We start from the raw sequence: 25,378 nt of genomic DNA on the forward strand, positions 1-25,378 counted from the left end.
GCGTGCACCTATAAACTCCTCATCATTTTAAGGGCTCGATAACGCCGCGATCCGGGATGAAACGTAGCTTTTGGTCCCTTCATGAAAAACTCTGTCGAGCAGATTGGATATCCTCCATAACCCCAGAAGGCGTATGGAGGATAATGTTACGCTAAAAGCTTTTGAACTTACGAAGCCGCAGCATTGTCTAGAAAATCACCAGTAGGAATAAAGAAAAGGCAGCCAGTTACAGGCGTGCTCACATCAAGAATACGGTCGTAATTTCCAACAGGCTTCCCGACAAACATATTGTTTAGCATTTGCTCTATACGTGTAGGGTCGCAGGCATACCCAATGAAGTAGGTACCAAATTCCCCTTTGCCAATTTCTCCAAAGGGCATGTTGTCACGTACAATTTGGAGTTGCTGTCCGTTTTCCTCAATGTTGGTAAGCACATTATGGGCATAACTGGGCTTAACTGAGTCAGCCAGCTCAATATCAGACAGTTTTTTGCGTCCGATAATATGTTCCTGAGTTTCGGTTGGAATGGAATTCCATTTTTTAAGGTCATGCAGATATTTCTGGATAATAACGTAACTTCCACCAGAAAACTGTGAGTCTTCCTGACCAATTAAGCTTGCATCAACTGCGGCTTGCCCTGTCGGATTTTCGGTGCCGTCTACAAAACCAAGCAGATCACGCTCATCAAAATATTTAAATCCGTGTACTTCATCACGTACTGAAGCAACTTCCCCCAACCTGTCCACAATCGCTGCGCCAAGTTCAAAGCACAAATCCATGCGGGCGGCACGAATGTGGAATAAGAGGTCCCCCGGCGTAGAAGGCGCACGGTGTACGCCATTTATTTCCTTAAAAACATGCAGATGCTTGGGGCGGGATTGGTTGAACATCTGATCCCATGCAGAGGAACCAATTCCGGCAATACAACTGAGTTTACCATCTGGCACTCGAAAACCTACACCTCGCACAAGAGACGATAAATCTCCCAACAGTTCCTTAACCTGTGCAACCTGTGGCGCAGACAGCGCAGATTCTTTAAATGTCAGGACCAGAAATAAGGCTGCCTGAGTGAGTTTGGTATCGATAGGCTGTGGTGTGGCCAAAGTCTAATAGCTCCAACATGAGTATCACTATGTCAGAACATTACAACGGAAATGACTGTAGACTCTAGCTAACACATAAGGTTGTTTCAAATAATAAGCGGTCTCTAAAAATTTATAATTATCTTTTATCACGAGATAAAACATTCCGCTTAGACCGCGTTAGTCTCTTGCTCTAGTGTAGATCAAATAGACCTATTGGCACGTAGCCTCCGTAAGCTGGCATGACAGCAGCTTTTTTGGCCTTCATGAAAAAGCTACTTTGACACGTTTGGAATAGACCGATGCACCCCCCCCCATGATCTGGCGCTCCTTCTGGCGCGTTTTCAGTTTGCCTTTACTGTTGGTGTCCATATTATTTTTCCGGCTTTTTCCATTGGTTTGGCAGCGTATCTGGCCGTGCTGGAAGGACTATGGCTGAAAACAGAACGTTCTGTTTTCCTTGATCTCTATCGATATTGGATCAAGATATTCTCTATCGTTTTTGGCATGGGGGTCGTATCCGGGCTGGTCATGTCTTATGAATTTGGCACCAACTGGTCCATTTTTTCGCAGAAAGCTGGCCCGATCACAGGCGTACTTCTTTCTTATGAGGTCATGACAGCATTTTTTCTGGAAGCAGGCTTTCTGGGTGTCATGCTGTTTGGCATGAACAAGGTTGGTCGGGGGCTTCACTTTGCAGCAACGTGCTGTGTTTCTGTGGGCACGTTAATCTCCATGACTTGGATTCTCTCCTCAAATTCCTGGATGCAAACCCCGCAAGGATATTCGATAGACCCTGCAACCGGGCGGTTTATGCCGGAAGACTGGTTGGCCATTATTTTCAATCCCTCCTTCCCGTTCAGGCTTATCCATATGGGTTTGGCAGCCTTCCTGTCAGTTGCGTTCATCGTGGGGGCGACGGCAGCATGGCATATGCTCAAGGCAAGGCGTGAGGGCAGAAACACGAGTGAGGCCGTCCGTGTCATGTTTTCCATGGCCATGTGGATGGCAGCTATCGTAGCGCCTGTGCAGATTATGGCAGGGGATGCACATGGTCTGAACACGTTGAAATACCAACCAGCCAAGATTGCTGCGATGGAGGGGGACTGGGAAACGGAATCCCACGCGCCAGAAATTCTGTTTGGTATTCCCAATATGCAAACAGAGCGCACGGATTACGCACTCAAAGTGCCTCTGTTGGGGTCTTTAATTCTTACACATAGTCTGGATGGTAAAGTCCCTGGCCTGAAGGATTTTCCCAAGGATCAGCGTCCTCCTTCTCCCATTATTTTCTTCTCGTTCCGGATTATGGTTGGTCTGGGTATGGTGATGGCGCTTGTCGGGTTCTGGTCTTTGTGGCTCCGGCGTACCAAAACACTGTTTAGTAATACAGCGTTTCATTGGGTGGCGTTATGTATGGCTCCGGCTGGATTTTTAGCCCTGCTGTGTGGTTGGGTCACAACAGAAGTGGGCCGCCAACCGTGGACTGTGTATGGCCTGTTAAGAACGTCAGAAAGTGTGTCTCCGGTCGCTCTCTCTAGCATAGCCGTTACCATGACAGCTTTTGTGGTGGTGTATGTGCTGGTTTTTGGGTCTGGAATAGGCATTCTGGTCCGTTTGCTCGGGCATGCTCCAGACCAGAACGAACATGATGCAAGCCCCGATCACGCGTCTGATATTATGGCAACCCGTATGCATCCGGGTCTTATTGATGCGTCTTCAGACAAAGGACACTAATACCATGATAGACCTTGCCTATTGGCTTCCTGTTGTCTGGGCTGTCATCCTTATTGCGGCCATCAGTATTTACGTTGTTCTGGATGGGTTTGATCTTGGCATCGGCATGTTATTTGCCGTGGAACATGACTCTGGCCGTCGAGATGTGATGATGAACACCATCGCCCCTGTCTGGGACGGAAACGAGACATGGATGGTTCTGGGTGGCGCTGTGATGTATGGGGTGTTCCCCGGTGCCTATGCCACCCTGTTGCCTGCGTTCTATTTGCCAATAGTTTTGATGCTGCTGGCTCTTATTTTTCGCGGAGTGGCCTTTGAATTTCGGGTCATGACAAAAGGCGCAAAACAGGAGCGCCTGTGGACCATCGGCTTCATGGTTGGCTCCGGGATTGGTGCATTCTGTCAGGGCGCCATTCTAGGTGGGGTTATTCAGGGTGTAAAAGTGACAGAGGGTGCTTTTGCGGGTGGCCCGTTGGACTGGCTTACACCGTTCAGCATTCTGTGTGGGTTCGCGGTTATGTGTGGCTATGCTTTGCTGGGCGCAACATGGCTTGTCTGGCGTACAACAGGGCAGTTGGAGGACTCTTGCCGGCATTGGGCAAGGCGTCTGGCATTTGGGCTTATTGTTTGTATTGTCGCTGTAAGCATCTGGACACCTTTGCTTCATGCCCCCTATCTGCGGCGCTGGACGGAATGGCCTAACCTTCTGTTTGTAGCACCTGTGCCCGTTCTTGTTGCTGTTTTGGGTGGGCTTTTAGTAGCTGGTTTGCGGCAAGGTCATTCCAAAGGACCATTTTTGTGCGCACTGGGATGGTTCTTCCTCTGTCTTTCAGGCTTTGGCATTTCCATCTGGCCTTACGCTGTGCCGCCCGCACTCACATTGTGGGATGTGTCTTCTCCACCATCCAGCCAGATGTTTCAGCTTGTGGGCACAGCTATCTTGCTTCCTATCATCTTAACCTACACAATTTATTCGTATCGGGTGTTTCGCGGGAAAGTCACCGAAGCAGATGGTTATCACTGACATGATAGGCGGGAATGGAGATCGTGCACCTAAACGCATGAGCGTTCGTTTGATCTGGTTTGTGCTTATCTGGGCGCTCAGCACAGCAGCGTTCTTTATCCTAGCATCCTGCCTGCATTTTCTGGTGCCGAAGTAAAAATTCAGTGTCTGATAGAGAGTGTGATAAAAACGGGTTTATTATACTCTCTGTTTAAATCAGATCGCGGTAACCAGATAGACTAACACTAGAAGCCGCGGTTCTACCAATTAAGGTGAGCTGTGAGCCTGTTTTACAAAAACTCCACAGTGCTGAACGGCAAAGCAGCAAGATCAGTAATTCTTAGAAGCAACTGGTATATTTTAAGGCTTACAGAACAATAAGTGAAATGGAACATCATGCTCTAGTTTCTTTGAAAAAGAGCATGGGGAGCGTGTTTGTAAGTCACTGGAGTTGTGTAGCTGCAAGCCACGGTTTGCAGCTACATGAAGAAAATAGTCTTATTACCACTTATATTGTAGGCGGGCTGTAACACTACGGCCTTGCCCATAATAACAGGCGGCTACCCCCGTGCAGGTTGCTACAAAGCGTTTATCAGCAATGTTACGTGCGTTGACAGAAAGCGAAAGCCCTCTCAGGCGAGGATGCGCGGTTTCAAAGTCATATCGTAAAAAGACATCGAACAGGGTGTAGCCCTGTATAGCAAGACTGTTGGATGTGTTCCCGTAGCTTTCGCCTGTGTAGCGCACACCGCCACCAACCCCCAGCCCAGCCAGAGCGCCATGTCTGATCCGCTGGTCAAGGAAGAGAGAGGCCATCCATTTTGGAGCCTGTGCCAAATAATTCCCAATTTCAGAGGATGTATTGGAGCGGGTTATTCTTGCATCGCTGCGGGTGCCTGTAAAAATAACGGCCATGTCCCATGGTAATGTTGCACGTCCTTCAAGCTCTAAACCCCGGACACGGCCTTTTCCTGTTTGCACAAGGCATGTGCTTGTGCCGCAAAATGTCCCATTTGGGTCCGGAGATGTCATGTTCTTCTGGGTGATCTGGTAAGCCCCAAAAGTAATGTAAATGCTTTTGCCGCGCTGATAACGCAGTCCGGCCTCATACTGGTCGCCTGTAGTGGGTTTGAAAGGTGTGCCATCAATAGACGATGAGGGATCGGACACTAAAGGCTGGAACGATGTTGCGTAACTTGCGTAAGGAGCCAGCCCATTTTTAAATTGATATACGGCACCAGCACGCCACGTAAAGGCATTGGAGTTGGTAATATAGCGCTTGCGGGTCAGCGGATTATACGTGTTATCGCGCGCCCAGTCCTGCCGCCCGCCTAGGGTGACATGCAGGTCTTTAAAGGTCATCTGGTCCTGAAAATAAATGCCGTTTTGCGCACTGACTGTATCTGTATAAACCTGAGGGGACAGGTGTCCGGCAAAACCGGTTGACCCACGTGTGGCTGGGTCGAAAATATTTAATATTGGTAGCACCAGAGCGCTTGCTACAAGATCACGCTCATGGCTCCAGTCTGTATAGAAATAATCTGTGCCAATTAAAATAATGTGTTTAACCGGACCTGTTTCATAACGCGCTTCAAATTGCGTATCGGTTGACACCCCTTGCGAGGTACCGCGTCCTTCAACCGCACGACGGTTTACCGTCTGGCCAGCAACACAGCCTTTTAAAGTTGAGGGACATTTTTGAAGCGTGTCACCGGACAGAACAGTTGCCCGGTAAAGCGTGTCCAAATTGGTATAACGTGTATTGTTTCTGAGGGTCAGATGTTTGTTAAAATGGTGCTCAAAGAAAGAGCCAGCCATGTATTGGTCACGGTCAAACACATTCCACTTGGGTTCGCCAATAAAACTATGGTTGGAGATATGGCGTCCGTTGGATGCATAAAGCGTTCCTGTAGCTGGTAGAAACTGAAAAGTGGAGCCACCTTCATCACGCTGATACTGGCCTAAAAAAGTCCAGTCTGTATGATCGGTGATGTGCCATGTCAGGCTTGGAGAGACATAATAACGCCCCGTCCGCACATGATCGACTTGTGTATCGCCATAGCGGGCCAGTGCGACAAGGCGCGCATCAACTTTGCCGCTTTTGGAAATTGACCCGGAAACATCACCAGAGGCTTGCCCCTGCCAGTTATCCATAGTGGTAAACCCTGCTCCTTGTAGCAGTAATTCTCCCTTAGGGTGGGCAGTGGGCCGTTTTGTCACCAGATTGACCACACCTCCCGGTGCTGTTTGCCCGTACAGTGCGCCTGATGGACCCTTTAAAACTTCAATTTGCTGCAAAGCAAATGGATCAAAGGAGGTACGCGTCCATTGCCCACCAGAAGGAAGGCGTAGTCCATCAACAAAGTTATTATTGGATGAAAAGCCACCAGCCCCAAAACCACGGACAGACACCTCATCAACCCGGCTATCAATACCTGAGGGTTCAGCCTGTACACCAGCGGTGTAGGACAGTGCATCCGCAACAGTAGGAGAGGCACGTAAATCTATTTCTTCACGACTGATAATAGAAATAGTTTGAGGAGATTGGATAATGGGTGTGTTGGTTTTTGTGGCAGAAGATGCTTTGGATCTTCCGGTAGCCGTAACGGTTATAATCTCCTTGTTACGGGAGCGCTGAGCAGTCTTATCCTCGTTTTTCTGAGTATCTGCCGTTGTGGGGGATACGGCAGCAGGGGCCGCTAGAGCTGCTCCACTGCCCAGAGCCGTACAGACAACAGCCAGAGAAAGAAACCGCCGTGGCGGTAACTGATGCAGAGAAACCAAGGGGAGACGAATGCGTGTCATGTTCAGCTTTACTGGCAGGTAAGCGTTAACGGAATAATGCAGACCAGCTAATGATAATGAGAATTAATGTCAACTTAATCCCGTGATCAGAAACGGCGCCCTGTTCCGGCTGTGGTTTTGATGCATCACTAACGGAGAGCCATAAACAGGGCTTTACCTGTTTATTGAGGAAACTTTTTCCCGTTTGGGGCATTGTTAAGATCAGGGCCGCTCTGGTGCCGCGCCCAGACTGCATAGAAAAATGAAACAACACGCAGTTAAGGAGAAAGAAATGGCAGGCTTACTGCTCTTTTTCCAGCATCATGCTTGGAAAAACTATCTCGAGGTGAATTCAGATCCTACACCGCACGGTCCGGATCAAGATTCTCCATCCTTAGGATTAAAGAACGGCAAACAGGCAGCGCGTAGGATGCTGGACAGTGTAAGCCTGACTGTTATGCCGGAGTTGAAAGAAGGATAAGCGGCCTCTGGTTTATCTGGCATAAGAGTAGTAAAAAGCCGTATGAACCATAAGCCATTTTCACCAGACCTCCCGCGTTGCACATGGGCGCAAACTAACCCGTTATTGCGTGCCTATCATGATGAAGAATGGGGTGTTCCCGTAAAAGAGAGCCAACAATTGTGGGCCATGCTTATGCTGGAAGGCTTTCAGGCAGGATTATCGTGGTTAACAGTGTTGAAGCGCCGGGAAGGGTTCTTGCGGGCATTTGCAGGTTTTGACCCCGCAGTGGTCGCCCGGTTTGATGAGCAGGATATTGAGCGGTTGATGGCTGACCCCGGTATTATTCGGGCCCGTGCCAAGATAGAAGCAACCATCGGCAATGCACGTGCTTATCTGGCCATGCAGGCTAAAGGCGAAGACTTCGCAACATTTGCATGGAGTATGGTGCCGGGTGCGCCTTTGTGTAACGTAACAGGCCAAGTTTTAGCCCAGTCTCCAGAGTCTCAGGCTCTTTCAAAGGCTTTGAAAGAACGTGGTTTCAAGTTTGTCGGTCCGGTTATTGTTTATGCCTGGATGCAAGCCGTGGGTATGGTGGATGACCATGACCCAAAATGCTTTTGCTACCATACACACAGATTAAAAAGCTGAAGGCATACCAACGGAACCAGTTGCAAAAGCAAGGCTTACTGCCGCAATCAGGGCAGCATAATAGGTATCAGATTGTCCCAGTTGAGCATCAAGCAGCCCTGTTTGGGCCAGCGTTGCTTGGGTAAGGGAGCCAACACCCTGTTTGTAAGCAGTAAATGCCGCATCAAAAGCTGTTTGCGAAGCCACCTGTAGTTTGGTGGCGGCGCTATAGGCGCTTAAACTTGCATGCACGCCGTTTTCTGCAATCACAATTTGTTTGACGGCATCATCCAGTGTGCGTCTTAACAAGGCCTGTGCGCTGTCAGCCTGATTTTGAGTTTGCTTCAGCACGGCTGCGCGTAGCCCGCCATCAAAAACGGGAATACTGACACCCCCCAAAATCAGGCTGCTAAAATTGTTGGAAGACAGGTTTAGCGTGGGGGAGGAGTCAGACCCAACGCCCGGCACGGAAGAAAGCGCCAGATGCCCTGTGGAATAGGCAATATTTCCTGACAGGAAAACTTTTGGCAAAAACTCGGCTTTTGCAGCAGTCATACGGCTTTCTGACGCTTTGGCTGAGGCATAAGCAGCCAGAACATCCGGTCTTTGTGCAATAGCTTTTTGCACCATATCGTCTGTTAGGCGGCCATCGGTTACGGTAAGCGGACGATGGCCGACATTCTGTGTTTCCAACCGGGTGTTTGGCGAAATACCCATAGCGGTTACAAGGTCTAGATAACTGTTTTCAGCCGCGTTTTGGGCTTGCACAAGGCGCAGCTCTGCCTGCGCAGTGAGTTGTCTGGCTTGTGTCACATCTACAATAGTGCCTTGGCCCTGCCTCAGGCGCATTTCTGCTGCATCCTGAACTAATTTGGCATTTCTGACGGACTGTTCAATGAGGGAAACCCGAGCGGATGCAGCGGCATGTGTGTAAAATGCCAAGGCAACACTGTAAATTACCTTTTGATGGGCTGCTGTAAATAACACATTGCTGGCAATTTGAGTTTGCTGTGCGGCTTTGATTGTTGCTTCGCGTTTTCCAAAGTCAAAAAGCAGCCACTCCATGCCCAGTGTCTGCACTTCTCCGGACCCGGAATTGCGGTTACGCTGACCACCGGTTTGAGACAGAATATTGTTAATGTCTGAGCCAATTTCTCCCGCATTGCCTATGCGCGGGTTGGCACCATTGTTGTTCTGGTGAGTATACCCGCCCACAACGGACGCGCTGAGATGGGGCAAATACGCAGTTTGCAGGATACCGACAGCCAAAGCAGCATCTCGTGCGCTATTCCACGCCACGCGGGTTGTTGGGTTGCTGGATTGTGCAATGTCAATCAGTTCGGGCAGAGAATAGACATGTTCAGCCTGTACGCGGGGGTCTGCTGGTCGGGCCATCACTGTCTGGTTGGCCGGGAGCGTGAACCCCTGTGGGAGAACGAGCCCATGCTGCACTGTGGATTTTCCGGGTAACAATTCCCCTTTATCAGAAATTGCAGGTTGCCACGGGCTATCGGCAGAGCTTGGTGCAGTTTGCAAAGCCTGTGTGGCACAGCCTGCTGTAAGCGTGCAGGTTATAAAATAGACTGTTTTAATCTTCCATTTTTTCATCATGATAAAACAGACTGTTCAAGGGACGTTACCTGCGCCAGATGTGCAGGATCTTCAGGCGTGGCAAGCAGTGTTTCAAGGGATTTTTCGACCTGCTTTGCGGCTGCGCGATAGGCGTTAAGGCGTATCATACTTGCACGCATATGGGCAGGTTCAAGGCTGGCAAATTCCATTGTTCGTTCTGCTTTGGCAAGGGCGGTTTGTGTTCTGGCAAGAAGTACCAGACGTTCAGTCAGATGATGGGTGTTACACATCCTTTTAAGTCCCGCAAAAACATCTGCAAACGGCTGAGCCAGTTTGGTGTAAGCACTGCTGGGCCAGAAGGTGGTGAACACTGCGTAGGTAATGAAATTACCAATAAGAATACCAATAATACGGTCGCGGGCAGTCGTCATGTCTGTTGTTGGGCCGTAGCTTTTAAGGTCGGACAAAAAGAAGGCCAGAGCAATCTGTAGGCCTGCATAAGATATGCGTTCGTCACCCGTTTTGACCCAGCTTGCCAAGAGTGCGCCTGCGCTCATCATGCACAGAAAGGCTGTAATGCTGTGTAGGTACGGCATAAGGACAATAATGGACCCAATGCCCATAGCGCCGCCAACCAATGCACCGCTTATGCGCAAGGTGAGTTTTGAGACCATTTCTCCCATGGTGGGGAGGGCAACAATAAAACAGGTAATAACGCAGGTATGAATGCCCGGCCAGTTCAACACTTTAAACAGGAAATAACTACACATAACAGCCGCCGTGCCTTTCACGGCAAAGCGCACATGCTCCGGGTTTGTAAAAGCATCAGGAAATAAAAAACCCGACTGCTTTTTGAAACTTTTTTCTACGCGTTCAATATCCTGATCCCTATCAAAACAGCAAAATTGGGTTAGGATTTTTCGTAGCTCTGCAAACTCTGCTGTTGTTTCAGGGAGAGTAATATCTATGGGATAGCTGCCTTTAGAAAAACAGTCTGCCATATTAGAGATGGTAAAAAGAAGCTCTTGGGGTGGCAGTATATTCCGCGTGCCGCGTGTAAGAGCATGCGTGAGCGTTAAGGTTGCAACACTGCTGTAAATGGCTTGATGCAAGCAGGCGAGGTCTTCCTTGTGCCATAATTTTTCCAGTCCTGCCAGTTTCAGATATTTCAGCATGCTGTCAGCACCTGTCCGCAGCATATCTGTTGCCTGTTCCTGCAAGGCTGGTGTCGGGTTGTTTAACAACGCAAAGCTCAAGCGCAGGCGTGCGGCAATTTCCTGTGTCAGCAGGGTTTTGGGGGAGGGGCAGATTAGCAGGCCCAGCACAACCATTGTGGCGCCCGGCACCAGAATGAACAGGTCTGCATAAAGCAGGGCACGTGTTGCAACTTCACCGATGGGTGCCTGATCTATCGCAATCATGGCATAGACGATGACAAGAGCAAGAAGATAAGCCACCGGCTTAAGTTTACTGGCTGACCCAAGAAAGAAGAATGTAAAGGAGAGGAGTGCTGTGGCCACTACAATGGCCATGGGATGGTCGAGTGTAAGGTGCACCAAACCAAAAAGTAGCAGGATGACCAAAGCAATAAGAATGTTAAGGGCGAACCCTGCAATAACGTTGGTAACACGGTCTTTTTGCCACACAGCTACTGTGACCAGAGCGGGCACGGCACTTTCTGGTATCTGCCATATTTCACAGACTAGAATAACAACCGCGCAGGCAAACGCCATGCGCAAAGCATAGCCGCTGCGGCCGGGTGCACTATCCCACAGCAGCCGCCAGAAGCGGGCTGCGGTCAGGTGGATGCTGTTAGGGACAGGCTGCGCCATGATTGATCTCAACAGTGGCGGTTGCGCCCATGCGTAGCAAATCCGGCGCGGCTGGATCTAACTTGATACGAACAGGAAAGCGCTGGGCCACATGAACCCAGTCCATCTGGCGGGGCACGAGGGGCAGGGTGCGGCCCAGCCCGGCTGAGTCTGCGGACAGAACGCCCCAGCCAATGCTTTCCACATGGCCACGCAGTGCTTTGTGTTTATCAATCATCGAATAAACGGTGACACAGGCAGAGGGTTTTACGGCTGCCAGTTCTGTTTCGCGCATATTTGCACTAACAAACCAGCTATCGTTGGCAATGAGTGTAAAAAGCACTTGTGAGGGGGCAAGAATTTCTCCTTCCTTGACCCGCAGGCTGGTAACGTACCCATCAGTAGGTGCGCTAATTGTTGTCTGTTTGAGGGCATAACGGGCTTGTTCAAGGGCTGCTTGCGCTGCTTGCTGTGCCGCAAGTGAACTTTTCAAATCCCCAATTGCCAATTGTGCAGCGCTGGCCTGCTTTTGGCTTTCTGTAAGGGAAACAGACGCGTTGTTAAGCACAACACGCGCCTGATCATATTCCTGCCACGGGATATAGGCTTTGCCTGCAAGAGGCTTCAAGCGTTCGACTGTGCGAGCGGCCAGATCCCGGTTGGTCTGGGCACGTTGGGTCTGGTTTTGCGCAATTTCAGCGTTGGCTGTTTTGACAGCGACCAGACGTTCCTGATTTTCTACTTCGGCTGCGGCAAGAGCCAGATTGGCCTCGGCCTGATGCACGGCAAGCTGATAGGGTTCCGGATCTATACGGTAGAGCAGATCGCCTTTTTTAACGGCCTGATTCACATGGACATGCAGGTCCACCAGTCTCCCCCCTACAGTGGAGGCCATATGCACGACCTCGGCGTCTAATTCACCGCTGTCTGAGGAAGGGTAAGCACTGTTTTTATGGGCAACGTGCACACCAAGCAGCGTGGCACCTGCAAGGGAGAGGAGCGCTATGACAAGGCCAATAGGTTTGGTTGCAGAGAGGGACACTTTTTTCATTCGTTAAGGCCCGAACCAGATGAGCCAGACCAGAAGGGCTGCAATAACGCCAAGAGAAACATAGGTAAAAAGACGCAAACTTAAAAAAGCATCTATACCACTTACAACAAAAAGCAGACGCAATGTTACAGCAACAGTTACGCCAATAATGCCGCACAGCATCCAGCCGGGAAAATACGCGCCAAAAAGCGAGAAGGAGGGAGCATGATGAGCTGTACACCCTCCCAGAAACAGAAGGGCATGTAAGGCAAGCATGCGAGCAGGAGAGCGTAGCATGATAGCAAAGTGGTCTGACTTGTCAGAGCTTGTCAACCGGGTGCCATGATGGGAGAGGAGTTATGTTTTTTCTGTAATAGTGGCGCTATCTTGCAAGAACTGTTCGCAAATACGTCATAACCAGAGGAGAAGTCTATGGAAGTTCCGGTAATTCTATACGGAATCAAGGCCTGCGATACCATGCGTAAGGCGCGGGTTTGGCTGGAGAGCCACGCCATTGCGTATACGTTTCATGATTACAAAACCCAAGGCATTGACGCTGGGCATTTGCAGAAATGGGTAAAACAGGTTGGCTGGGAAAAACTACTGAACAAAGCAGGCACAACGTTCAGGAAACTACCAGATGCTGAGAAAATTAATCTGACAGAGGCGCGTGCCATAGAGCTGATGCTGGCGCAGCCTGTCATGATAAAACGCCCTGTTTTGGAAGTTGGAGAGCGTTTGGAAGTAGGCTTTAAGCCTGACGCATATGCGGTATTTTTTAACCGTAAATAGCATGCAGCCCCGTTATGGGGCTGCATAGTAACTGCTTAGTCCTGGTGAGGAGCAGCAGCAGAGTTGAGCTGAATGTAACGCTCAATACCAATCTGTTTGATGAGGTCGAACTGACGGTCGAGGAAGTCTTCGTGTTCTTCTTCGTTTTCAAGGATCTTCAGCAGCAGGTCACGGGAGACGAAGTCACGGACGCTTTCGCAATAAGCAATGCCTTCACGCAGGTCGGCCATGGCTTTTTCTTCAAGCTTCAGGTCGCATTCCAGAATTTCTTTGACGTCCTGCCCGATCAGGATGGTGTTCAGGCGCTGTACGTTAGGCAGGCCACCCAGATACAGGATGCGTTCAATCAGCCAGTCAGCATGACGCATTTCTTCAATGGATTCTTCGTATTCTTTTTTGCCCAGCAGGGTTACGCCCCAGTGGCGCAGCGTACGGGCGTGCAGGAAGTACTGGTTAATGGCTGTCAGCTCGTTCGTGAGCTGAATGTTCAGATGCTCAATAACCTTTGGGTCTTTTGCCATGTGTAAACTCGCTTGTTTGTATGTCTATGGGAATACAGACGTGTATTTAATGCAGCTTCTTGCCGGATGCAATTCAAAAATCTGTGGAATATCAATATTCTAACTTAATTAAGTCTCACTATCAACAAGACAATAGTGTTATTAGGCGCTCTACTTAAGAATAAAATGCATCTATATTTGTGAAGAAAATGTGTCTTTAAAAATAAGAACAAGTCTCAGGCGTGGTATTTTCTGTGATGCCTCAAGACCTTGCGGAGGGCGTGGCTGGCACTCCGCTCGACGGTGGCAGTGTTTTCAGTCTTTCCTGCAACGCGGCATACAGGGCAGGGTCACCGTGGTTTTCCAACCTGCCCAAGGTGTGGTTCATGGCTAAAAGAATGTCCGACGTGGCGTTAGGAAGCGCCTTGCGCCACCATGTTATGGCCTCAGCGAGCTGCCCAGAATCGGCTAGTGCCGTAGCATGGTTGTGCTGACCACGATAATCTCCACCTTCCGCAGAGCGTTTGTACCACATCAACGCTGTGGCACGATCCTGTTCAATTTCCCAACCTTCTTCAAGAAATCGAGCCAGAATATTCATAGACTTTGCATGTCCGTTTCCGGCTGCGGTTTGAAACAGGCCGAGTGCTTTTTTAAGGTCCTGCTGTACGCCTATGCCGCGCATATACAGAATACCGAGATTATAGCGCCCCCACTCATCGCCTAACTGAGCAGCTTTTTCATAGTGATGTGCCGCTTGTTGTAGGTCTTTTGGTGTGCCCCAGCCAAAATGGGCGCAGCGGCCCAGCATGTTATGGGCTGGGCCGTACCCTGCCTGCGCAGCCATAGTAAACCAGATGCGGGCTTTTGCGGCGTCCGGCGGCATGTGAGTGCTGTTGAGTAGCACTTTCCCCCAGAGAACCTGCTCCAGATGATGCCCTTTAACGGCTTTTTGCCGGATAGACTCTATTTCAGCCGGAAGGTCTGATGGTGAAGGACAGGCAGTTTTCCGTTGCCGGAAGAGCTGCTTCCATGAATGTGCCACCATATTGCCCGTGCTCCGCCTCATAGTTCTACATGAGAAAGAGTTTCATTATCGAATGAAGAGGGTGAAGGCAATTAGGTGTGGGAGAAAGTCTGTGTTGTGTGGCACGTGAGGGCAAGGCTGTGCAGGGCGTTTAGTCCCAGCGGCCAGTGTTCCACGTTGGCATCTTGCCCAATATGGCCCGCATATCCCGCATCAAGCAGAGAAGCTCCCCAGTTTTTGGCTAACTGATGGGCACGCTCTACCTCCAGCCACGGGTCATTCTGACTAAAAACAAGAGTGGCGGGAAACGGAAGTTTCTGGCTAGGGGGCGGCATGAAGCCTTCAATGCGGGCGGCATCAGGCCCTTTATGGTTGGCGGCATCTGCGGGGGCTACCAGTAAGGCCCCCACAACGCGGGGCGTTTCATACTTATTGAGTGTATCAGTATGGGTGGCATGGCGTGTGCTGAGAATAGCCCCCAGACTATGGGCTATCAGAATAACGGGTTTACGGGGTGCCGCGAGGGTTTGTTGCAAACGCTCATGCCATGCCGAAGGAGACGGTGTGGCCCAGTTATCCTGCTCTACCCGGCGGACGGACACGCCATGGGCCAGAAAGAGAGAGGTCCAGATGGATTGCCAATGGTCTTCCCCTGAGCCGAACAGGCCAGGCACGATAACCAGATCAAAAGGCAGTAAGGCCCGTACCAATGCGGGAGAGAGTTTGGTCGTAAGGTGCGGCAAGGGTGAGAGTGCATACGGCAAAGCGGTAGAGTGGCGCAGAATCGTGGGCATTGGACCTGTCTCCCTTCCCTGTAATCATACCTAACGGAATGTCAGGAGTTATATTCCACTATAAAATATGAAAATTCAATATTTAAATACAAAAACTAATCGTATTAAATTTAGTCCCTCAACACATCTCTGTTAAGAAAGGCGGCTGGGTTAAGGTCGGAAGCGCTGTGGTGTGGAGCACATTTTCTTAATAATGTATTGAAAAACAATTAAAAATTTTATTATCCGAGGGGATAATAAAGACGGCTGTCATAAAAAAGAAACACTTTTCAAAATCGTTTTATGGTGTTGACATTGTCTGCCTGCCGGTTCTAGGAGGGACAGGTCTGATAAATGCAGCACCACAGGCATGGAGGGATGGATCGCATGATGCACCAAAACACCACAGCAATGCGATGTTGCCGGTTTTCGACGGAACACGCGCTTTAAACTGCCGGTAGAACAGACTGCCGGCGAAAAAGGCTTCTGAGGGGGCCGGACCTTCGAGGGTATGTCAGTATGTTAGATTCAAAAATTATCGAGATTGATGGCGTTTTTCTGGGCACGGCAATTCTGACCGGAAGCACGACAGGCCTACGCTTTTACGCAGCACATGAGAGCGTGCGTAGCCTGCACAACGCTGTAGAGCCTGATCTTGCCGGACTGTCACGGCAGGTGGCACAGCACTATCGCCGTAACGGCACACAAGCACAGCACCACGCATAAGGTCTGGGCGACTTTTAGAGTTTTTCGGCTTTATCAGACGGTAAAAGCTACAGTTCGGAAAACGGACTGTAGCTTTTTTTGTACTGTGCTGAAGCTGTTCTTTAAAATGCGTCAGAATCCATATCAGCCAGTAGTGTCTGCATGGTTTGCAGTGTCAGCGGTTCCTGATCCTGCGTCTTAGCAAGGTTTGCATAGAAGGTGGCGCGATTCCGGGTGTGCGTGGAGGCTGAGGAAGAGTTTTCCATCCACCACACACTTGCTGCCCCCGCCAGTTTGCGAAGTTGGAACAGAATAGCGGCATTTGTGTTGAGATACTCTGTGCGCCTCAGGCCTTCCACCTTGGCCTGCTGGCACAAAATCTCTGCGCGTGTGCTGGTGGTGCCTGCCTCGCGCCGGGCTTTGTCAATCAGTTCCCAGGCTACAGGTTCCGTGCTGCTTGCCAACGCTGCATAACGAATATTGGCTTTGAAGGCCTCAGCCACTTGCTCGGACAAGGGGGCTTGTCGTTTTTCAGGCCACAGTAGCAAACAGGCTGCTAACCCAACCAAACTTCCAATAATGTTGTTGATGGACCGGGAGAGGGCAACATCCCAACCCAGAGCCGGACTCACCAGATCCGTGACCAGAACAAACAGTTGCGTCATGAACATGACGCACAGGGTGTAATTCACGCTTCGGAGTGCAATGGTGGCTGCCGCCAGCGGGAACACCATGAGCAGAATAGCCCATAAGGGGAAGAGAACACCCATAACAGCGGCCAGAAGTCCGCCCGCAATACTGCCTGCCACACGCTCAATGGTACGGGGGAGCGTTGTGCTGACACTGGGTTGTGTTACGACCACTACAGCCATCATGGCCCAGTATGCGTAAGACAGGTTGAGTTTGAGTGAAATGGCATAGGCAACCAGCACGGCAACAGACAGGCGTGCAGCGTGACGCACAAAAATAGTACGGTCAGCCGGTGCTGCCGCCATTTTGGTGGAAGATTGTAAAGGGCTGGTGTTGTTTTTTGTCTGGCCGGGGTTGCGCCATGCGGTCTGTAAATCCGCAAGAGCCTGAGCACATTGGTGTGCCCCCTTTGTAAACACGTCTGTTTCCCGCTGCCCTAAAATACGCAGAAAACGGATTTGAGCGTCCAGTGCCTCGGGTCGCGGTTCCGGGCGTAGACTTTCACGCGCAACGCGATGCAGTGTGGCGGCAACCAACCGCACCGTGCGCCGTGCGGTCGGAGGGTTTGCACCGGAAAGAACGGCATGTTCAAACGCCATGACCGCAATAAAAATGCGGTCTGCGGCTTCAATGGCAGGGAGCAGTACAGCCCGCGTACGGCTGGTAAAAGCGCCTGCGGATAAAACTTCAATTTTGCCGCGCGCCATTTCAATACGGCTGCGAATATCCCGACGGAACGCGCTGATGGTCTGCTGGTGCATGGCCTGTGGTGCGCTGCCGGGCGGCATAAAGTCCAGCAGGCGGCGGGTCATGTATCCCTGTTCCCGGAAAATAGCAGAGCAGGCCTGCCGCTGTGGCGCGTAAGGGTCAACCGGCCATGCCAGAACACACACCAGAGTGGCCCAGATAGCCCCTGCGGCAAACAAGCCAGAAAGTTGCAGGGCTCCCATGGGCGATTGGGGATAACAAACGGCAACCACAGCAACAATGGCAACCAGTACGCTGATTTGCGTGGCAATGGCTCCCCGCATCCGTGCAAGGCCACAGACAAACGCAAAAACGCCAAGCCCAATAAATGCTGGTACCGTCCCCAAGCCGGATGCAGCCGCCATAATGCCTGTGACACAGGTGCCAGCAGATGCAAATTTGAGCATGGTCATCAGGCGTGTACGCAGCAGGCCGCCCGGATCAACAAGGCACGTCCAGAATGCAGCAAAAGCCGACCAGGCCATAAGCGGCATGGCAAGCTTGAGCGCCACAATCATCACAGCTCCCACTGCTACGCCAGCCCGCATACCTTCCCGCAAGGCAATCTGTTCCGGGGCAATGGCAATAGCTCGCACGCCTAGCCAATGCGCCAGAGCTGAGGGCAGGAGGCTACCGGAGATCATGCGCAGGACCCGATGTTTGCGCGGGCGTGGGGGGAGGGAGAGCTTGTTCATGCGCGGAAAATCAACTCAGGAAGGGTCTGTGTGCAGGCGTGCAAAGCATACAGCGGGGCAGCATTCAGTGCGCAGCACGGCCTGATGGGGAAAAGCGGAGAATATGGTTCGGTTTCTGTCATGGCTGTTGGCGTAAAGCAACAAATTCTTGTTGTAACAAGAACATGCAAGAGCGAATTTTGCTATAAACATGAGGCTTTCCCTTGTCTGTGGCATGCCATGGCAGGAAAAAGCGATAAAAATGGTCCGGAATGGTATTTTCTAATTGCGTATGATTATCATTTGCGATAATAAGAATGCAGGCGCTGGGTTACAGTGGGGTATGGGGGGCGTACAGTCACACAACCCGGCGCCGCACACCTCTGACACAACTTTCTAAAAGCACAACAGAACTCTCTGAGCGGGTTATACGCGGCCTGCTTGGAGAGTTCTGTTGTGTTTAAGTGCTTCAGGCTTGGCGCGCCAGAGCTTCAAACAGCCGGGCAATGGCTTCAGCGCCGGGGTCAGGCACATTGGCAAGCGTAGCATCTGGCACATAAGAAGCACGCCCAGCGTTGGCGTGGGTCATGGTTTTTGTGGAGTCCGCTCCTGCTCGGGCAGCTTGAGCAGCATCGGTGAGAGAGCCGTTTTTCACCAGGGCTTCAAAAGCGGGGTGCAGGGCATCTATCATGGTGCGGTCGCCCGGTTTGGCCCCGCCATGTTGCTGCATACTGGTTAACCCATCCCGCAAGGCTTCTGCCCAGTTGCCAGTGCTCTGGCCCGCGGCTGAGAACATGATGGAGAGTAGCACACCGCTTGACCCGCCTGCATGGCGCGCCAGCACAGCGCCTAGAGTTGTGTAAAGCTGATGTGGGTTTGCAAGTGGCAGACGGTCGAGAGTTTTGAGAATTTCGGTAGCACCTTCTGCAAAGGTCGAACCGGCATCTCCGTCTCCAATCTGAGCATCAAGAGCGTTGAGGGCATCTGCGTTTTCCAGCAGGGCTGCGCCAGCACGGCGCATTAAAGTTTCCAGCCGCGCATCAGCAGACGGCGCAAAGCGGAGTGTCTCTGGCAGAGCAGGCATAGGGCGAAGTGCCGGAGGGCCAAAAAGTACAGCGCCCGGCCATGCGGTTGGCTCTGCAGGTGCTGTCAGGGCTTTATGAATATCGTCTGTCAACGCAATGGTGGTGAGGGAAAAGCCGTTCATATCCAGCGCAGTCATAACAGGAGCCGGACCAATAATCAGATCTACCTGTGCCGCAAGCTCTGTCTTGGCGAAGGCCTCCAGTAAGAGGGTGCTCTCAACAGGGGGAACTGTGCCGAGCATATTCAGTAAAAGCGCGTACCGTGATGTGGTTTTCTGGCTTGTTTTCTGTGCCAACGCTGCACCAAGGCAGTGTGCAGCTTGCTGCATCAGCGTGTCAGCGTGGGCGACACTAATTTGCTGGGCACCCGGTTCACCATGGATGCCAAGCCCCAACTCTGCCTGACCGGGTGAAAGGCGTGTGGTGTGTGCAGCATCGTAAGCATTGCAGTCTGTCAGAGATAGGCCGATTGAACTGACAGACTCTGCTGCTGCGCGTGCCTTGGCGGTTACCGTTGCAAGCGTGTCGCCCTGTGCAGCGGCATAACCGGCCACTTTTTGCACCAGAACGGTGCCAGCCAAACCACGGGGAAAGCGGGCATGAGGGAGGGCGATATCATCCCCCACAATAACGGTTTCAACCTGATACCCCATGCTGCGCGCCTGCTCGGCGGCCAGAGCGAAATTCAGGCGGTCTCCCGTATAGCTTTTAATAACCAGCAGGCAGCCTGCGGGGCCTGTGACAGCCAGAATGGCGGCAAGAATGGCGTCAACGCTGGGTGACGCGAAGAGAGAGCCACACACAGCAGCATCCAGCATACCGGCACCAACAAAGCCCGCGTGGGCCGGTTCATGCCCGGAGCCACCGCCGGAGATAATGGCGACATGGTCCGCATTGCGCTCTTTGCGTAAGATAGCCCGAATATCAGGAAAACCGTCCAGACGACACAGGTGGCTGCCAGCGGAGGAGCGGAGCAGGCCATCCAGCGATTCCGCAACGAGAGTGTCCCGGCTGTTGAAGAAGCGTTTCATAAAAAAGGCCTTGCCTGTAAGTCTGAAGAAAGCCGAAAGCTTAAGCGCTTGAAGGACTATTGGAAAGGGAGAGAGGTATCGGGTTGGAGTTGGGAGTATTCTACTCTAATAGTTTCTTTGAAAATTATTTTTAAAAATAAGAATATCCCATTTTCTATAGGAAATGGATTTTTTTGATTTCAGTAAGAAACCTTAAATTATCTAAGGTTTCTTATTTTCTGAGTTCGGCAGGCCTCTCTGTTAGTTCAGTCTGAATCGCCCTACTCTTTGTTGTGAAAATCGCTGTAATGCAGCGTCGTAATACGCAAAAGCCTGAAGGCAGCATACTTATTATGGTATCGGAGGTAGGCGGCTATTTTTCCATCATGTTGGTAGAAGAGGTTGTGGTCAGCGTAACCGCTCCGGCATATAAAAGAGGGTCTTTGAAAAACGAAAAAATATCGGTCAATTCTCAAAAAATCTAAATTTCACTGCGATAGACAGTGTGAGGATGGAACGGTACATCAACGCTGATTCATGGCATCCGGAAGCAATGATTTTTAATATAATTTTTGAAGAATGAGAAAAAAGGCCCCACCCTGAAAAATGTAGGTGGGGCCAAAAGAAGTTATTCCGCCGGAACGTAAACTTTCCCGCCAGCTTTACGGAATTCTTCGCTTTTTTCTTCCATGCCTGCCAGACGCTCTGCATCTGCTTTCAGGTCGTGGCTGATGCGCATGGAACAGAATTTCGGCCCGCACATGGAGCAGAAATGAGCTGTTTTATGGGCCTCACGCGGCATGGTCTGGTCATGGTAGGCGCAGGCTGTGTCAGGGTCCAGTGACAGGTTGAACTGGTCTTCCCACCGGAATGTAAAGCGGGCGCGGCTCAGGGCATCATCACGCAGCTTGGCTGCCGGGTGACCTTTGGCCAAATCTGCCGCATGGGCCGCAAGCCGATAGGTGATAACACCGGTTTTTACGTCATCTCGGTCAGGCAGGCCAAGATGTTCCTTGGGTGTGACGTAGCAGAGCATAGCCGTGCCAAACCACCCAATCATGGCAGCACCAATGGCGGAGGTAATGTGGTCATAACCGGGAGCAATGTCGGTTGTTAACGGGCCAAGCGTGTAGAAGGGGGCCTCACCACAGTCCTTCAACTGCTTGTCCATGTTCTCCTTGATCTTGTGCATGGGTACATGTCCCGGCCCTTCAATCATGACCTGACAGCCTTTGGCCCAAGCAATCTTGGTCAATTCACCCAGAGTTTCCAGTTCAGCAAACTGGGCGGCATCGTTTGCATCCGCAATGCTGCCGGGGCGCAGCCCATCACCAAGGGAGAAGGAAACGTCATACGCCCGCATAATGTCGCAAATTTCGTCAAAATGCTCATACAGGAAGCTTTCACGGTGCCCGTTCAGGCACCAGCTTGCCATGATTGAGCCCCCACGGGACACAATACCTGTTACGCGGTTGGCGGTGAGCGGCACATGCTGCAAGCGCACGCCAGCATGAATGGTGAAATAGTCCACGCCCTGCTCGGCCTGTTCAATCAGGGTGTCACGGAACACGTCCCAGCTCAGTTTGCTGACATCCCCGCCCACTTTTTCCAGAGCCTGATACAGTGGCACTGTGCCAATGGGGGTAGGAGAATTCCGCAAAATCCAGTCGCGAATATTGTGGATGTTGCGGCCGGTGGACAGATCCATAACCGTGTCTGCACCCCAGCGGATGGACCAGACCAGCTTTTCAACTTCTTCCGCAGCGGAGGATGTTACGGCAGAATTGCCAATATTCGCGTTCACCTTCACCAGAAAATTACGGCCGATAATGACAGGCTCAAGTTCCGGGTGGTTGATGTTGGCTGGAATAATGGCACGGCCACGTGCAATTTCATCCCGAACAAATTCCGGTGTGACAAATTCCGGAATAGCGGCTCCAAAGGAGTCTCCGTCTTTCAGGCGTTCGGCGGCACCGTCGGCGGCCTTCAGGCGGCCCAGATTTTCACGGTGGGCCACATAGATCATTTCTTCGGTAATAATCCCGGCGCGCGCAAATTCATATTGCGTGACCATCTGGCCTTCAGCGCCTTTCAGCACACTATGCGGGGCCGGACAGGGGGCGACCAGATGGTCCCCGCTTGCGTTGCCATTATCTTCCGGGCGTACATCCCGCGGTGTTGTCTGTTTGAAACCGCGGCGTTCCAGCCAAGGGGAGCGGGGCTTACTCAGGCCTTTGCGGACGTCAATCTCTACTGAGGAATCAGTATAGGGGCCGGAGGTATCATACACCCGCAGTGGTGGTTCTTTGGCGGAAGGGTCCAGCGTAATGTCCCGGAACGGCACCTTAATGTCCGGATGGCCTTCCGGGCTGGAATAAGCCTTGTGTGAACCACGGATTGGGCCAGTTGTAACATGGCCGGGGGCAGGCGCTGCCGTGTTGGCTGGGCGTGGGTTGCCTGTGGTCTGGCTGGTGCTGGATGATGGGGTAGGGGTCGTCATCATACTCTCCTCACTGCAGAGGAGGACAGGAGCGGAAGAGAGGTGTCGTGTTATAACGGACCAAGAGTTAGCGGGAGCCAACACTCTTTCTCTTGCACCAGTCCCTCCGCCGGTATGAACCGGATCAGGTTCCCCGCCAGCAGCATTATGCTCTCTGGCGGCAGGGTCGCCACGCGCTCTGTTGCCAGAGCCTAGTGGCCTCTCAGTTCCTTGCCGGAACCCCCCTTGGTAGCCGTGATCAGATAACCTTTCGGTTCGTGATGTCAAGCAGATGCAGGCGTCATGACAAGAGTTGAACAGAAGGTGACACAGAGGCTCAAAATCACCGTCACGAAAATGGTTACGAAGGTGGTATTATGGAAATTTGAATAAAAAAATGTAATTCCTATGCAACCACATGGGAATTGTGGCATTATGCGGGCATGACAGAAGAAAGAAAACAGGCTCAAGAAGCAATTGCGAATGTCGAAATCTCGCCAAACGCAAACCGTGTCTTGTGGGCTGCAGCTATTGTTGCGGCAATATGCGGCGGTCTATACGGATATGACACCGGTATTATTTCAGGTGCACTGCTCCTCATTACCAAAGACTTTCACTTAACTTCCGGACAGGAAGAGATGGTGACCTCCGCCATTCTGGTCGGGGCGGTCATGGGGGCTATGGGCATCTCTTATCTGTCCGAGCGGTTTGGCCGTCGTGTGTCCGTCATGGTTGTGACAGCGGTGTTTGTTGCAGGAGCCGTTGCATGCTCCCGGGCACCGGATGTCACAAGCCTGATTATTGCACGCGTATTCCTCGGTCTTGCCGTGGGGGGTGCCACGCAGGTTGTGCCAACCTATATTTCTGAGCTGGCGCCTGCCAGCAAGCGCGGCAATCTGGTGACATTGTTCAACGTGGCCATTGGTGTGGGTATTTTTCTAGCCAACCTGGTGGGCTTTACCATGCGTGATGCATGGGGCTGGCGGCCCATGATTTCGGTTGCAGCTATTCCCGCCGCATTTGTATTCATCTGCATGTTTTTCTTGCCCAAAAGCCCGCGCTGGACGGCCGAAAACGAAGGTCTGGCCTCTGCTGTTGAGCAGCTCAGCCGTGTGCGGACATCACGCAAGGTCATCCGGCGTGAAATTCGTGAAATTCATGAAAACGCGTCTGACATTGATGAGAATGAGCGTGGCTGGAAAGGGCTTATGTTACCCTTTGCCCGTCCTGCTCTTGTTGCGGCCCTCGGTATTGCGTTCTTTACGCAGGCTGGCGGTCTTGAAATGATGATTTATTACGCGCCAACCTTCCTGTCTGATGCCGGGTTTGGTAACTCCGCCGCGCTGCTGGCCAGTCTCGGTATTGCGATCGTTTATCTGGTCATGACCCTGCTGGGCTGCCTGTTTGTGGATAAAATTGGCCGCCGCCGTCTGGTGCTCATTATGGGGCCGGGGTCTGTTCTCAGCCTGATCGGGCTTGGCATCATGTTTGCGATCCACCCTGATAAAGGGAGTGTTGGAAGCTGGATGATTATCGCCTTTCTGCTGTTGTTCATGATGTTCAATGCAGGCGGTATTCAGGTTGTCGGCTGGCTGCTGGGCGCTGAGTTGTTCCCGCTCCCCATGCGTGCTGCGGCAACAAGTGTGCACGCTGCCATGCTGTGGGGGGCTGACCTGCTGGTGACAGCCACGGCCCTGACCCTTGTGCAACTGGTTACGTTGGGTGGTACAATGTGGGTTTACGCAGGGGTGAACCTGTTATCGGTTATCTTTGTCTATTTCTTCGTGCCAGAAACAGCCGGTGCGTCTCTGGAAGATATCGAGATCGCATTGCGCCGGGGTGAATTCAAACCAAAAGTAGGGCAGGACCCACGCATTCGCTCCTACGATTCAGAGGATGCTGAGGAAGTCGGGTTCACCACGACAACCGCCTGAGGTTTCAAAAGATCCTAAGTGTTTGGTAAAAAAGGCTCTCCTGTGTGAGAGCCTTTTTTCTGTCTGGTCTAGCGATAAACAATACCACCATCGGTAATAATGGACTGGCCAGTTATGTAATTGGAATCTGGCCCTGCCAGAAATGCTACCAGCGCAGCAACGTCTTCTGATGTTTCTGCGCGGCCTAACGCAATGCCACCCACAAACTTGTTATAGGTCTCGCGCGGTTTGGCACCAGTTTCTTCCACCATGCGGCGGTCAATAAAGTCCCACATGTCTGTGCCCACAATGCCTGGACAGTAAGCGTTGACTGTAATGCCAAGGCTGCCCAGTTCTTTGGCGGCCGTTTGCGTTAGAGCGCGAATGGCAAATTTGGTGGAGCAATAAACGCCCAGCAAAGGAAAGCTCTCATGTCCGGCCATGGAGCAGGCATTGATAATTTTGCCCGGTGTACCTTGTGCCTTGAAGGCTTTGGCTGCCGCCTGAATACCCCATAACGTGCCCTGTACGTTAATGCGGTAAATGGTCTCTACTTCTTCCGGTGTGGCATCCAGAATGGAGCTGACCTGCACAATGCCAGCATTGTTGACCATGATATCGACCTGACCCATGGTTTCTGCGGCTTGCTGGACCGTAGCATAGACCTGCTCACGGTCTCCCACGTCCGCCGTAACTGCAAGGGCTTTACGCCCAAGTGCTTCCACTTCTTTTACAACAGCAGCCAGTTTGTCAGTTTTTACGTCTGTCAGAACAATATTGGCTCCGTCCTGAGCCAAACGTAGGGCAATACTCCGGCCTATGCCTTGCGCTGCACCTGTAACAATTGCGGTTTTGCCTGAAAGCGACATGGTGT

The 25,378-nt window shown here is 51.6% G+C and carries 22 protein-coding genes; 9 read left to right on the top strand and 13 right to left on the bottom strand.

Annotated elements, in window-relative coordinates:
• Positions 1-167: 167 nt before the first annotated feature.
• Positions 168-1,103 (bottom strand): Dyp-type peroxidase, encoded by a 936-nt coding sequence (locus ACTIDN_RS10090; protein WP_441376941.1) that lies wholly within the window; start codon positions 1,101-1,103, stop codon positions 168-170.
• A 300-nt stretch (positions 1,104-1,403) separates the two neighbouring features.
• On the opposite strand from ACTIDN_RS10090, the gene ACTIDN_RS10095 reads away from it, so the two are divergent.
• From ACTIDN_RS10095 to ACTIDN_RS10105, 3 genes are read left to right on the top strand one after another with little or no spacing between them, the layout of a single operon-like run.
• A complete protein-coding gene (locus ACTIDN_RS10095) occupies positions 1,404-2,819 on the top strand; it encodes a cytochrome ubiquinol oxidase subunit I (protein ID WP_441376964.1) in 1,416 nt (471 codons plus the stop codon).
• Between the two features lie 4 nt (positions 2,820-2,823).
• Positions 2,824-3,843, top strand: coding sequence for a cytochrome d ubiquinol oxidase subunit II (cydB, locus tag ACTIDN_RS10100; protein ID WP_441376942.1), 1,020 nt, complete (start codon positions 2,824-2,826; stop codon positions 3,841-3,843).
• Complete coding sequence (locus tag ACTIDN_RS10105) at positions 3,830-3,979, top strand: DUF2474 domain-containing protein (protein WP_441376943.1); 150 nt, start codon at positions 3,830-3,832, stop codon at positions 3,977-3,979. The genes cydB and ACTIDN_RS10105 overlap by 14 nt, the downstream gene beginning before the upstream one ends.
• Positions 3,980-4,323: 344 nt before the next feature.
• On the opposite strand, the gene ACTIDN_RS10110 is transcribed toward ACTIDN_RS10105, so the two are convergent.
• A complete protein-coding gene (locus tag ACTIDN_RS10110) occupies positions 4,324-6,627 on the bottom strand; it encodes a TonB-dependent siderophore receptor (protein WP_441376944.1) in 2,304 nt (767 codons plus the stop codon).
• Positions 6,628-6,868: 241 nt separating this feature from the next.
• Here ACTIDN_RS10110 and ACTIDN_RS10115 point away from each other — a divergent pair, with 241 nt between their 5' ends.
• On the top strand, positions 6,869-7,087 hold the full coding sequence (locus ACTIDN_RS10115) for a hypothetical protein (RefSeq protein WP_441376945.1): 219 nt from the start codon (positions 6,869-6,871) through the stop codon (positions 7,085-7,087).
• A 42-nt stretch (positions 7,088-7,129) separates the two neighbouring features.
• Complete coding sequence (locus ACTIDN_RS10120; protein ID WP_441376946.1) at positions 7,130-7,717, top strand: DNA-3-methyladenine glycosylase I; 588 nt, start codon at positions 7,130-7,132, stop codon at positions 7,715-7,717.
• On the opposite strand, the gene ACTIDN_RS10125 is transcribed toward ACTIDN_RS10120, so the two are convergent.
• The 4 genes from ACTIDN_RS10125 to ACTIDN_RS10140 are packed head-to-tail and all read right to left on the bottom strand — an operon-like array spanning position 7,706 to position 12,406.
• Complete coding sequence (locus ACTIDN_RS10125; protein ID WP_441376947.1) at positions 7,706-9,307, bottom strand: TolC family protein; 1,602 nt, start codon at positions 9,305-9,307, stop codon at positions 7,706-7,708. The genes ACTIDN_RS10120 and ACTIDN_RS10125 overlap by 12 nt on opposite strands.
• Positions 9,304-11,100: an FUSC family protein gene (locus tag ACTIDN_RS10130; protein WP_441376948.1), complete on the bottom strand. Its 1,797-nt coding sequence runs from the start codon at positions 11,098-11,100 to the stop codon at positions 9,304-9,306. The genes ACTIDN_RS10125 and ACTIDN_RS10130 overlap by 4 nt, the downstream gene beginning before the upstream one ends.
• Complete coding sequence (gene mdtN, locus ACTIDN_RS10135; protein WP_415509071.1) at positions 11,081-12,130, bottom strand: multidrug transporter subunit MdtN; 1,050 nt, start codon at positions 12,128-12,130, stop codon at positions 11,081-11,083. The genes ACTIDN_RS10130 and mdtN overlap by 20 nt, the downstream gene beginning before the upstream one ends.
• Before the next feature lie 3 nt (positions 12,131-12,133).
• On the bottom strand, positions 12,134-12,406 hold the full coding sequence (locus ACTIDN_RS10140; protein ID WP_415509072.1) for a YtcA family lipoprotein: 273 nt from the start codon (positions 12,404-12,406) through the stop codon (positions 12,134-12,136).
• A 135-nt stretch (positions 12,407-12,541) separates the two neighbouring features.
• Here ACTIDN_RS10140 and ACTIDN_RS10145 point away from each other — a divergent pair, with 135 nt between their 5' ends.
• Positions 12,542-12,901 (top strand): ArsC family reductase, encoded by a 360-nt coding sequence (locus tag ACTIDN_RS10145; RefSeq protein ID WP_441376949.1) that lies wholly within the window; start codon positions 12,542-12,544, stop codon positions 12,899-12,901.
• A 35-nt stretch (positions 12,902-12,936) separates the two neighbouring features.
• Here the strand turns inward: ACTIDN_RS10145 and bfr are convergent, their stop codons facing one another.
• From bfr to ACTIDN_RS10160, 3 genes are all read right to left on the bottom strand, one after another.
• Positions 12,937-13,422 carry a bacterioferritin gene (bfr, locus tag ACTIDN_RS10150; RefSeq protein WP_048837897.1) on the bottom strand — a complete coding sequence of 162 codons (486 nt, stop codon included), beginning with the start codon at positions 13,420-13,422 and terminating at the stop codon, positions 12,937-12,939.
• Between the two features lie 241 nt (positions 13,423-13,663).
• Positions 13,664-14,449, bottom strand: a complete 786-nt coding sequence (locus ACTIDN_RS10155) for a tetratricopeptide repeat protein (RefSeq protein ID WP_441376950.1) — start codon at positions 14,447-14,449, stop codon at positions 13,664-13,666.
• Positions 14,450-14,520: 71 nt separating this feature from the next.
• Positions 14,521-15,222: an RBBP9/YdeN family alpha/beta hydrolase gene (locus tag ACTIDN_RS10160; RefSeq protein ID WP_441376951.1), complete on the bottom strand. Its 702-nt coding sequence runs from the start codon at positions 15,220-15,222 to the stop codon at positions 14,521-14,523.
• A gap of 498 nt (positions 15,223-15,720) precedes the next feature.
• Here ACTIDN_RS10160 and ACTIDN_RS10165 point away from each other — a divergent pair, with 498 nt between their 5' ends.
• Entirely contained in the window at positions 15,721-15,927 is a 207-nt protein-coding gene (locus tag ACTIDN_RS10165) for a hypothetical protein (RefSeq protein WP_441376952.1), read from the top strand.
• A gap of 101 nt (positions 15,928-16,028) precedes the next feature.
• Here ACTIDN_RS10165 and ACTIDN_RS10170 read toward each other — a convergent pair whose 3' ends face one another.
• Positions 16,029-18,038, bottom strand: coding sequence for an FUSC family protein (locus tag ACTIDN_RS10170; RefSeq protein ID WP_441376953.1), 2,010 nt, complete (start codon positions 18,036-18,038; stop codon positions 16,029-16,031).
• 30 nt (positions 18,039-18,068) lie between these two features.
• On the opposite strand from ACTIDN_RS10170, the gene ACTIDN_RS10175 reads away from it, so the two are divergent.
• On the top strand, positions 18,069-18,329 hold the full coding sequence (locus tag ACTIDN_RS10175) for a hypothetical protein (protein WP_441376954.1): 261 nt from the start codon (positions 18,069-18,071) through the stop codon (positions 18,327-18,329).
• 157 nt (positions 18,330-18,486) lie between these two features.
• Here the strand turns inward: ACTIDN_RS10175 and ACTIDN_RS10180 are convergent, their stop codons facing one another.
• Positions 18,487-20,133, bottom strand: coding sequence for a dihydroxyacetone kinase subunit DhaK (locus ACTIDN_RS10180; protein WP_441376955.1), 1,647 nt, complete (start codon positions 20,131-20,133; stop codon positions 18,487-18,489).
• A gap of 607 nt (positions 20,134-20,740) precedes the next feature.
• Positions 20,741-22,615: a phosphomethylpyrimidine synthase ThiC gene (gene thiC, locus ACTIDN_RS10185; RefSeq protein WP_048837889.1), complete on the bottom strand. Its 1,875-nt coding sequence runs from the start codon at positions 22,613-22,615 to the stop codon at positions 20,741-20,743.
• 419 nt (positions 22,616-23,034) lie between these two features.
• On the opposite strand from thiC, the gene ACTIDN_RS10190 reads away from it, so the two are divergent.
• The gene (locus tag ACTIDN_RS10190) at positions 23,035-24,525 is read left to right on the top strand and encodes a sugar porter family MFS transporter (RefSeq protein WP_415509098.1); all 1,491 of its coding nucleotides are present in this window, start codon (positions 23,035-23,037) and stop codon (positions 24,523-24,525) included.
• 68 nt (positions 24,526-24,593) lie between these two features.
• Here the strand turns inward: ACTIDN_RS10190 and ACTIDN_RS10195 are convergent, their stop codons facing one another.
• Entirely contained in the window at positions 24,594-25,373 is a 780-nt protein-coding gene (locus ACTIDN_RS10195) for an acetoin reductase (protein ID WP_441376956.1), read from the bottom strand.
• Positions 25,374-25,378 lie beyond the last annotated feature (5 nt).

This window comes from Acetobacter sp., from assembly GCF_052102375.1.
Classification (GTDB): domain Bacteria; phylum Pseudomonadota; class Alphaproteobacteria; order Acetobacterales; family Acetobacteraceae; genus Acetobacter.